The sequence below is a fragment of the Candidatus Poriferisodalis sp. genome (assembly GCF_965208555.1).
Lineage (GTDB): Bacteria > Actinomycetota > Acidimicrobiia > Acidimicrobiales > Poriferisodalaceae > Poriferisodalis.
In genome coordinates, this window is sequence record NZ_OZ242342.1 from 223,259 (window position 1) to 233,281 (window position 10,023).

The window sequence follows — 10,023 nt, forward strand, 5'->3', positions numbered from 1 at the left end:
ATCAGACAGTCTGGCGGTATCCCCGAAAGCGCCGGAGACGCAGGCTGTTGGTCACTACGAACAGCGACGAGACGCCCATCGCACCGGCGGCGATCATGGGGTTCAAGATGCCCAACGCTGCAAGCGGGATTGCCGCGGCGTTGTAGGCGAAGGCCCAGAACAGGTTGCCCTTGATCGTCGACAGTGTCCGGCGTGACAGCGCTATCGCATCGGCGACGGCTCGCAGGTCACCGCTGACCACGGTGAGATCAGACGCCTCAATGGCCACGTCGGTGCCGGTGCCGACAGCGATGCCGAGATCGGCCTGCGCCAGCGCCGGGGCGTCATTGATGCCGTCCCCCACCATGGCCACCCGCTTGCCGCCGGTCTGGAGCCGCTGCACGGCGGCGGCCTTGTCGTCGGGATACACCTCGGCGATCACCGATTCGATGCCCGCCTGGGCAGCGATGGTGCGCGCGGTGCGCTCGTTGTCGCCGGTGAGGAGTGTGACCGCCAGACCCTGACGGCGGAGCGCCACGACTGCCTCCACCGAGGTCGGCTTGATTCGGTCGGCCACCTCCAGGACGATCTCCGCGATACCTCCGCGGCCAGCAAGCACGGCCGTTGCACCTGTGGTCTCGGCGTTGGCGGCCAAAGCCGCGACGTCTGGCGGCACGGCGTCGAACAGGCTGCGGCGACCCACCCGAATCTCGACGCCGCGAATCGTCGCCGTCACACCCGCGCCCGGCGTGATCTCGAACGCTTCCACATCTGCCAACGGGCTTATCGAACCGTCGACAGGCTCATCGACAGCGCCCCCGACAGATCCGGCGATCGCCTGAGCGATCGGATGTGACGACAATGACTCGGCCGATGCAGCCAGTCGATGCACTTCATCACGCTCGGCGCTCGGAAGTTCACCTGCATGAACGCCGGTGAGTGTCATCGCACCTTCAGTGAGCGTGCCGGTCTTGTCCATCAGCACGACATCCACCGAGCGCGTGTCCTCGAGGATCTCGCCGCCCTTGATGATGACGCCGAGCTGAGCGCCCCGACCAGTTCCGACGAGGATTCCCAGCGGCGTCGCCAGCCCGAGAGCGCAGGGGCAAGCGATGATCAGCACCGCCACCGCGGCGCTGAACGCTGCTCCGGCGTCGTTGCCCAGGAGCAGCCACGCAACCAAGGTGACGACGGCCGTGGCAATGGCGATGGGCACGAACACCGCCGACACCCGATCGGCCAGCCGTTGCACTTCTGCACCACTGCCCTGCGCTTCGTTCACCAGGCGGATGATCTGAGCCAGTGCCGTTTCGGCGCCGACCTTCGTCGCCTCGACGACGAGCGCTCCATTTGCGTTGATCGTGGCGCCGATCACCTCATCGCCGGGCCCCACCTCCACCGGCACGGGCTCGCCGGTCACCATCGACGCATCGACCGCGGATCGTCCCTCCACAACCACGCCGTCGGTGGCGATCCTCTCGCCCGGCCGGACAACGAACCGCATGCCGACCGCCAGGTCGGCAAGCGCAATTTCGCGGCCATCGACCAGTCGGGCCGTCCGCACGCCCAAGTCGGCGAGCGCCCGGATGGCGTCACCGGAACGGCGCTTAGCCCGAAGCTCCAGCCATTTGCCCAGCAAGATCAGCGTGACGATCACTGCGCCGGTTTCGAAGTACACATGGCCGTCGCCGATGTCGGCGATGGACACCGCCAGCGACCACGCCAGCGCCGACAGCGATCCCATCGACACGAGCGTGTCCATCGTGGTGGCGCCATGGCTCAGGTTCAACGCCGCCGCTCGATGAAACGGCCATCCAGATCCCACAATCACGACGGCCGCCAACACGGCGACCAACCATTCCCATCCGTCGAACTGCAGCGCTGGCATCATCGAGATCAGCAGCGACGGCACCGTCAGCACCGCACCGATGACCAACCGGGCCAGCAGGTCCGATTGGCGCCGCTTCTCGGCCGCCTCGCTGTCGCCGGCAGCGATGACCGAGTAGCCCAGCGCTGCGATCTCGGTCGCGACCAACGACTCGTCGAGCGATCCGTCGTGCGTGATCGTGGCCCGCCCCGTGGCGAAGTTCACCTGCGCCGCCACCACAGCATCCAACCCATCGAGCCGGTTCTGGATCCGGCTGGCGCAGGCAGCACAGGTCATCCCGTCGATCGCCATCTCGGCGCGGGCGGTGCCCGTGGTCACATACGCACTCTAAAGATTCCAGTCGACTGGAAAGTCAAGTTGTTTAGCGGGCTCGGCTGATCACCTGGCAGCGGTTGGGGTCGGTGCACGATGCCGGGTCGAGCCCCCGGGACCGCCTCAGCAGTGCGGCCAGTTCCGTGCGAGCGGAGCGAAGCTGGGAGATCTGGGCGTCGATGGCATCCACATGGGCCTCGATCAGCGCCGTGGTGTGCGCGCATGACCGCTCGCCCGCGCTCTTGAGCTCGAGCACCGACGAGATCTCGGCCAGGGTCAGGCCAGTCGCCTGCGCATCCCGGATGAACCGCAGCCGCCCGACGGCATCAGCGTCGTAGGAGCGATAGCCGCTTGCCGTGCGTTCGGGTTCATCCAGCAATCCGATCGACTCGTAGTATCGAATCGTCTTCGTGCTCACCCCGCAGCGATCTCCCAGCTCTCCGATCCTCATCTGCACGACCGTACCTGACCTTCCCGATTGAACCTTCCAGCCGAAGGGAACCCCGCCACGAAGGACGGGCAATGAAGATCACTGCAGTCGTGCTCAACAGCGTCGGCGGGCCGGTGAGCGTCGACACGCTGGACCTCGACGAGCCCCGAGCCGGCGAGGTGCTGGTGAAGATGGCGGCATCAGGTGTCTGCCACAGCGACCAGCACGTCGTCACCGGCCGTCACCCCGGCGATCTGCCGTGCGTGCTGGGACACGAGGGCGCAGGCGAGGTCGTAGCGCTCGGGCCCGACGTCACCCAGGTGCAGGTCGGCGACCGGGTGGCGCTCAACTGGATCCCGAGCTGCAAGGCCTGCTTCTACTGCGAACGCGGCCAGCATCACCTGTGCCGCGAGATCGTCGGGCCGCTGTGGGCCGGGTTCTTGATGGACGGCACGAGCCGGCTGTCACGCGGCAACCAGATGATCCATCACTACTCAGGCATCTCAACCTGGGCCGACCACATGGTCGTCCCCCAGGCGTGCTGCTCGGTGCTCGACCCCGCGGTGCCGTTCGAGGTCGCTGCGCTGATCGGCTGCGCTGTATCCACCGGCGTGGGAGCGGCCCTCCACCAAGGCAACGTCGGCCCCGGCGACCGGGTCGCTGTAGTGGGAGCGGGCGGCGTCGGCCTGAGCGTGATCATGGGAGCGGCACTGGCGGGTGCCGAGCGCATCATCGCAGTGGACCGGGAGCCCGCAAAGCGCGACTTGGCGCTCGCTCTCGGTGCGACGGATTTCGTCCTGAGCGACGGCGGCGCCATCGAGGCGGTGCGAGAGCTGACCGGCGGTCGCGGCGCCGATGTCCTGTTCGAAGCCATCGGCCATCCCGGCCTCCAGCAATTCTGGATCGACGGGGTGAGACCCGGCGGTGTCCTCGTCCTGGTGGGCATCGGGGGCACCGCCGAGACGACGCCGTTCAACTGCGCCGAGCTGACACGAGGCCACAAGTCGGTCAAGGGCAGCTACTTCGCCGCAACCGACGCCGGACAGGCCATCGAGGACCTGTGCGCTGCCTACCTCGCCGGCCGGTTGCCCGTCGACCGCCTCATCTCCAAGCGGGTTCGCATCGACGACGTGCAGCAGGCTCTCGACGCCATGCTCAGCGGCACCGAGGGCCGCACCGTCATCGTCTACGACTGAGCCGCTCGCCGGACACGCCCGGGCCGACCATCACTGCCGGACGAACTGGGCGACCGTCTCGATGTTGAGCTGACCGGCGAGCCCGGCCGTGCGGTGCACAGCCGCCTCCTGCCACTCCTGCGACGACGACATCGCCAGCAGCGCCCCCCGGTTGGGGTACTTGGCGATGGCGATCTCGTCCCAGAGCTCCTCGACCTGGCCGAGCGACAGGAACGTCACGTCCGCTGCGAACTGGATCTCGCCGCCGTAGTCCTGGATGATCCGCGACACCGCCCGGCCATAGAGCTGGTATGCCTCGTACCCGGTCAGATCGGTCTCGCGGCCGTCTTCGTACTCGGCCTTGTCCTTGAACTTCAGCAGGTTGACCATGTAGATCGGCCCGTCGGGACCGGGCTGCATCATCTCGTCGATGCGCTCGGGCCTCGTGGGCATCACTTCGTTGACGACCTCCATCAGGTCACCCTCCTGTCGTCGGCTCCATCAGTCAACTACGTGAGGCTGCACAGACCGAGCGGGCGGGCTGGACTGCTTCGTCACAAGCAGGTCAGGTTCGACCGACGAGCAACGTGAGCTGCCCCGTCTTCTGCTGCTTGCCTGTCTGCAGCACCCGCCCCGTCGGCACTGATGTGAGCTCGACGGCGCCGTCGTCGAAGCCGGCACTGACCGACTCTGCCACGAGGTCCATGTCGCGCATCGGGCCCCAGAACGGCTCGTGGTTGTAGTAGGTGTCCCAGTCGATCATCGCCTGGGTGACGGGGTCGACCCCGGCGTACCCGGCGAAGTCGGCGTGCACCATGAGCCCGCCAGGGGCCAGCAGCCGGCGGCACTCGGCCAGGGCCCTGCGCAGCGCTGCCGGCGACATCTCGTGGATCACAATGTGCGACACGATCAGATCGAAATGGCCGTCGGGAAAATCGGTGCACTCAGCATTCTGCTGGGAGAAGTGCACGGCCCGTCCGAGCGACTCGGCCCTCGCGTGGGCGTACCGCAGCACCGGCGCGCCCAGGTCAATGGCGTGGACCTCGGCGTCGGGAAACGCGTCCACATAGGGCAGCGTCGAATTGCCGGAGGTGCAGCCCATGTCGAGAATCCGGCGGGGCGAGAACTCGGGGTACGAGACCGCCAGGAAGTTCTTGCAGACGGACTGCCCGTAGTCGTCGTTGAGGGCGCCCATCTGGCCCATGGCGTACACGTAGACGCCCCGGTCGAATAGCGCCCCCACCGACACGTCGTCGTCCATGTACTCGCCCCTGTAGCCGCCTGGCATCGCATGGATGTCGACCTCAGCGTTGTACCAGGGGATCTCCAGATCGGGGTCGAGGCGCAACGACCCGAGCCCCGCTTCGGCTGCGCGGGCACGCTCGGCAAGCTCGGGGGCTTGGCGGCTGATGGCATCGCTGACCGAGCTCCACAGCAGATGCTGGCTGGATCGGCGCACCGAGCTCCACAGCCGGTAGTAGGTGTCGGAGCTGAGCGCTTCGCGGACTTCGTGACGGTCGGCGGGCTCTGCGCCGTGATCGTCGACCCACTGTCCGCGGACCCGCCGGTCGTAGATCTCTCGCACGCCGGGGCTGACCCGGGTTGCGATGTGCGACTTCAGCGCCTGGACGAAGCTCTCCCGGGCGGTCTCGTCGTGCGTCTCGGCGGGCAGAAGCGGATGTGTTTGCTGGCTCATCTGGCTGTTTCCCCTCTAGAGCTCTGCGAAGGCCCGATCGACGACCCCGAGATAGCGGTCCTCTGTGTCGCCGGCCAGCGCCTCCTCGCGCATCTCCTCGAACACGCGGTACACGCGCCCGGCAAATGCTGCTGCATCCGCAGCACGGGCGGCCGTCTCGTCGGCATCGGGCCGGTACGACTCGATCGCAGCGGCGGCATCGATGCCGGCGTGCGCCAGCACGGCTTCCAGCGTGGACTGCCGCTCACGCAGCGCCCAAACCTCAGCCGCGAGCGCCGTCACGATGGCCAGAACGGCATCGGTCGCACCGTCATCGTCGAAGAACGTCGGCCTCGCACCGCGCGCCGTGGTCGGGAAGCTCCGTCCCTCCACCGGCTGGGCCTGCGGCGCTGTGGGCTCGCCCATCACACCAGCTTTCCAGAATCTTCGCCGACCCGTCGTCCTTCAGCGAACACGTCAAGAATCCAGGTGGTGGCTGGCGAATAGACATCGATGAAGACAGCCGGCTCGTCGCCGAGGACCACGCCGCCGTGGGGCACACCGCCCGGCGCATACCAGCCATCGCCGGGCCCGATTTCGCGGGTCTCCTCGCCCACTGTCAGGCGCATGCGGCCGGACAGCAGCAGGCTGAACTGTTCGTGGGGGTGGCTGTGCATCTCGTAGATCGCACCCGGCTCGTAGACGGCGCGGATCATGTGCATGTGCTCGCCGGTCAGGATCTGCGCCTCGACCTGTTCGGAGTCCCAGCGAGTCGTGCCGAGTTCATCCCAGCCGAAGATGCGCCGCTCGGTGACCTGTGCACCGTGCTCATTGATCTTGGGCTCATTGACATCGGGCCCGCCGTCGTGCGATTCCCCCATCGCGCACCGCCGTTCCGACCCCGGCAACGCTGCCTGCCGGCCGTCTCGGAGCCGAACATACACTCGCTTGGGTGCCCGGCTCACAGACCCGCCAGCAGCTGCTCGAAGCTGCCTTGGCGGTGATGGCCCGCAGCGGGCTCGAGGGATTGACCATGCGCGGAGTGGCCGACGAGGCCAATGCGGCCCTCGGCTCCATCCAGTACCACTTCGACGACAAGGACGACCTCGTCAACGGCGCCTTCCAGCTCCTGGTCGACCGCATGGTCGAGGTGTCGCTGTTTGCCGTGAGCGATGTCGACGACCCCGACGCCCGAGTCACCGCGTTCATCCGAGCGGCGTTCTCGCCCGAGATCATGGACTCGGACTTCCTGCCGCTGCGCCTGACGTTGTGGGCCGCTGCGCCGTCGCGCCCCGACATCGCGGCGATCAACGAGGCGCTGCACCAGCACTACCTCGAACGGCTGAGTGCGCTGATCGCCGGGGCTCGCCCGTCGATGAGCGAGGATGAGGTTGACTGCCGGGCCACAGACGTCATGATCACCGAGAACGGCATGTGGCTGAGGTGGGTCATCTCGCCCGATCGCGACGAACTCAACCGCTGCATCGAGCACTGCATCACCCTCGCCCTCGGCGACTGAACGCACCGCAGACGACAGGTCAGCGTGGACGGGCAGCCTTGACTGTTTTGGACATCTGTCCAATACTGACGACTGTCGCATGATGTGGAACTACACACCCGAACTGCCCTTGCGCTCAGCGCCGTTCCTGCACTGGCCTCCGCGGCCGGCTGCCATAACGAAGCACCTCATGCGCACGTGGCTGCCGCTGCGGTCCCGCTTTTTCATGCTGGCGGTGACGCTCGGGGTCTGGGCGTGGTTCATGCCGTCGCCAGAGCGCACGAAGAGCTTCGCCTTCGGTTGGATCTTCGAGATCTGGCTGCGCAATCTGGTCTTGGTGACGCTCGTCGCCGGCGGGCTCCATGTCTGGTTCTACGTCCTGCGGCACCAGGGCGCCGGCCTGCGCTATGACGCCCGGCCGTTCGGCCGAAACCGACGCGTGTTCCTGTTCGGGAACCAAGTGCGCGAGAACATGTTCCTCACCCTGGTGCCGGCCGTAGTCATCTGGACGGGGTTCGAGTCGCTGATCCTGTGGGCGTACGCCAACGGGCACGCACGCCTCATCTCCTTTGACGCCAACCCCGTCTGGTTCGTGGCGTTCCTGGTGATCATCCCCTGGTGGTCGATTTTGTACTTCTCGGCCCATCATCGGCTGCTGCACGTCGGCCCCGCCTACCGTCACGTCCACTCGTGGCACCACCGAAACACCAACGTCAGTCCGTGGTCAGGGCTGTCGATGCACCCCGCCGAGCATCTCGTGCTGTTCTCCGACGTGGTGCTGCTGTTCCTGTTGCCGTCGCACCCGCTGCACCTGTATTTCATGATGATGCACCACGGTCTCGGGGCACCCCTGTCTCACACCGGCTACGACGCCCTTCTGCTGGGCCCTCGGACCGGTCGTCAGGCCAGGTTCGAGCTGGGCGACTTCCACCACCAGATCCATCACCGGTTCATCGAATGCAACTATGGCGGTTACGAGTCGCCGCTCGATGAGATGATCGGTGCCTGGCACGATGGAACACCCGAAGGCGCTGCCGTACTGACTCACCGGTCTCGATGTTCGTGACGCTGTGGGCGACGCCCCGCTCAGTGTCCACCGCATTCGAATGGATGATGCGCCAGCGAGGCGATTTCGAGTGCTTCCACGAGCCCTGGAACGAGCTCTACTACTACGGCGAGGACCGCCGATCGCAGCGAGACGCGCACGTCTCGGCGCGACCGGGTCACACCTACGCCGCGTTCTGGAGTGAGATCACCGCGCTGGCCGGGCAGGGCAACGTGTTCATCAAGGACTTCGCCTATTCGGTCGAGCACGATCTCGACGAGGCCAAGCTCGCAGCGATGACCAACACGTTCCTGATCCGCGAGCCGAGACGGGTGATCCAAGGCCTAGGTCATCACTGGCCTGACTGCACGTGGGAAGAGGTCGGGTTCGAGTCGCTGCACCGGCTGTTCGGCCGGATTGCAGACCGTGACGGTGCTCCCCCGCCGGTCATCGACGCCGCCGACCTGACCGGCGATCCCGACGGAACTATCCGGGCCTTCTGCGCAGCAGTGGGTATCGAGTTCATTGCCGAGGCGCTGTCGTGGGAATCGGGCGAACGCACTGAGGTGAGCTGGTACGGCGAGGGCACTGGCCCGTGGCACGACAACCTGCGCCGAAGCACCGGCATCGCGCCGCCGCGCACCGAGTACCCGCCGCTCGCCGAGACGCCGCGCCTGAATGAGATGTACGAACGCAGCCTGCCGCTCTACGACGCCATGGCGGCCCACCGGCTCCGGCCGGCGCCGCAGCAGAACCACTGAGCGTTGCCGTCGGCCCGCTCCAGTCAGTAGACGTACGCCATGCGAAGGTTCGTCATCGGTCTGCTCGCGGGGATTCGGGGCATCTCTGGGTGGGTGTGGAAGCTCCGGGGCAAGTCGCCCGACGACGTGGCTGACCAGCGGATCACCAGCGGGCAGTCGTGGGACGAGTTCTGCGATTCGCTCAAGGCGGCGGGGGCTGCACTGCAATTTCCCGGAACGCCGCGGAATGCGTTCGACCAAGCCGAGGGTTACCGGTACCTGAGCCGCATCGCCCGAGCAGGCCTGATGGCCTTCGTCGAGCACGCCGACCCGAAGGCGCCGGTGCTGCACCGTGTAGTCGGCGAGACCACCAAGATGGGCGCAGACAACCCCGACAACTTCTACCTGACGGCCAGGCTGGACGGGAACTACGAGTACAGGATCACCGGCCGCCGCAACGACATCGCCTACCTGAGCTTCGGCACCCAGGCCGGCCACTACGGCCAAGGCGGCGGCCTGCCCCCCACCGGCTACCTCGAATCCGACGACATCGACATGGACGCGGACGGGCACTTCGAATTGGTGCTCAGCAGCACGCCGCACGAGGGCAACTGGCTGCCGATGACTGCTGAGACAGGCGTGCTCGTGGTGCGCCAGACCTACGGCGACCGCAACGCCGAGACTCCTGCCGAGCTCACCATCGAGCGCATCAACTGCGCTCCCGTCGAGGCTCGTGCGTCCCATCTGACGGCGAAGGCGCTCGATGACGGGCTCCGCAACGCCGGCTCGCTGGTGATGGGAGCGCCCCTGCTGTTCGCGAAATGGGCGCGCGACTTCCAGAAACACACCAACGAGCTGCCCCGGTTCGACCCGGACGTGTCACTCGCGGCCGGCGGGGACCCCAACATCGCCTACTACCACAGCCACTGGGCGCTCGAGCCTGACGAAGCGCTGGTGATCGAGGCCACGCCGCCCGACTGCGAGCTCTGGAACTTCCAGCTCAACAACTACTGGATGGAGTCGCTGGACTACCGCCACTACACCATCCACACCAACAATCACCTCGCCAGCTACGAGGCCGACGGCTCTGTGCGGATAGTGGTAGCCCACGCCGATCCCGGCCTGCCGAACTGGATCGACACCGCAGGGCACACTTCGGGAACGATGTGCTTCCGCTGGGTACGTGCCGCCGAGCACCCCCAGCCTGGCTGCCGGGTGGTCAAGCACGCCAGCCTTGCGGGACTGCACCGTGGCTGATCCCGCAGGCACTGGAGCGGCGCG

At 66.7% G+C, this 10,023-nt stretch carries 11 protein-coding genes; 5 read left to right on the plus strand and 6 right to left on the minus strand.

Translation table 11 applies throughout. The features are described from left to right. Position 1 precedes the first annotated feature (1 nt). Positions 2–2,158 carry a heavy metal translocating P-type ATPase gene (locus tag ACOGXE_RS01330; RefSeq protein ID WP_419933459.1) on the minus strand — a complete coding sequence of 719 codons (2,157 nt, stop codon included), beginning with the start codon at positions 2,156–2,158 and terminating at the stop codon, positions 2–4. Positions 2,159–2,228: 70 nt separating this feature from the next. Next, positions 2,229–2,630 (minus strand): heavy metal-responsive transcriptional regulator, encoded by a 402-nt coding sequence (locus ACOGXE_RS01335; RefSeq protein WP_419932164.1) that lies wholly within the window; start codon positions 2,628–2,630, stop codon positions 2,229–2,231. Between the two features lie 71 nt (positions 2,631–2,701). Between ACOGXE_RS01335 and ACOGXE_RS01340 the strand changes: the two genes are divergently transcribed. Next, on the plus strand, positions 2,702–3,805 hold the full coding sequence (locus ACOGXE_RS01340; protein WP_419932165.1) for a zinc-binding dehydrogenase: 1,104 nt from the start codon (positions 2,702–2,704) through the stop codon (positions 3,803–3,805). 30 nt (positions 3,806–3,835) lie between these two features. Here the strand turns inward: ACOGXE_RS01340 and ACOGXE_RS01345 are convergent, their stop codons facing one another. From ACOGXE_RS01345 to ACOGXE_RS01360, 4 genes are all read right to left on the minus strand, one after another. Continuing rightward, entirely contained in the window at positions 3,836–4,258 is a 423-nt protein-coding gene (locus ACOGXE_RS01345) for a DUF1330 domain-containing protein (protein WP_419932166.1), read from the minus strand. Positions 4,259–4,349: 91 nt separating this feature from the next. Beyond that, a complete protein-coding gene (locus ACOGXE_RS01350; protein ID WP_419932167.1) occupies positions 4,350–5,480 on the minus strand; it encodes a methyltransferase domain-containing protein in 1,131 nt (376 codons plus the stop codon). 15 nt (positions 5,481–5,495) lie between these two features. Further along, the gene (locus tag ACOGXE_RS01355) at positions 5,496–5,885 is read right to left on the minus strand and encodes a hypothetical protein (protein ID WP_419932168.1); all 390 of its coding nucleotides are present in this window, start codon (positions 5,883–5,885) and stop codon (positions 5,496–5,498) included. After that, positions 5,885–6,340, minus strand: a complete 456-nt coding sequence (locus ACOGXE_RS01360) for a cupin domain-containing protein (RefSeq protein WP_419932169.1) — start codon at positions 6,338–6,340, stop codon at positions 5,885–5,887. The genes ACOGXE_RS01355 and ACOGXE_RS01360 overlap by 1 nt, the downstream gene beginning before the upstream one ends. A 71-nt stretch (positions 6,341–6,411) precedes the next feature. Between ACOGXE_RS01360 and ACOGXE_RS01365 the strand changes: the two genes are divergently transcribed. The 4 genes from ACOGXE_RS01365 (at position 6,412) to ACOGXE_RS01380 (ending at position 9,999) form a co-directional block, all read left to right on the plus strand. After that, positions 6,412–6,978, plus strand: coding sequence for a TetR/AcrR family transcriptional regulator (locus tag ACOGXE_RS01365; protein WP_419932170.1), 567 nt, complete (start codon positions 6,412–6,414; stop codon positions 6,976–6,978). A 79-nt stretch (positions 6,979–7,057) separates the two neighbouring features. Continuing rightward, positions 7,058–8,023 carry a sterol desaturase family protein gene (locus ACOGXE_RS01370; protein ID WP_419932171.1) on the plus strand — a complete coding sequence of 322 codons (966 nt, stop codon included), beginning with the start codon at positions 7,058–7,060 and terminating at the stop codon, positions 8,021–8,023. Further along, the gene (locus ACOGXE_RS01375; RefSeq protein WP_419932172.1) at positions 8,014–8,763 is read left to right on the plus strand and encodes a sulfotransferase family protein; all 750 of its coding nucleotides are present in this window, start codon (positions 8,014–8,016) and stop codon (positions 8,761–8,763) included. Before ACOGXE_RS01370 ends, ACOGXE_RS01375 begins: the two co-directional genes overlap by 10 nt. Positions 8,764–8,802: 39 nt before the next feature. Beyond that, positions 8,803–9,999, plus strand: a complete 1,197-nt coding sequence (locus ACOGXE_RS01380; protein WP_419932173.1) for a DUF1214 domain-containing protein — start codon at positions 8,803–8,805, stop codon at positions 9,997–9,999. The last annotated feature ends 24 nt before the right edge of the window (positions 10,000–10,023 follow it).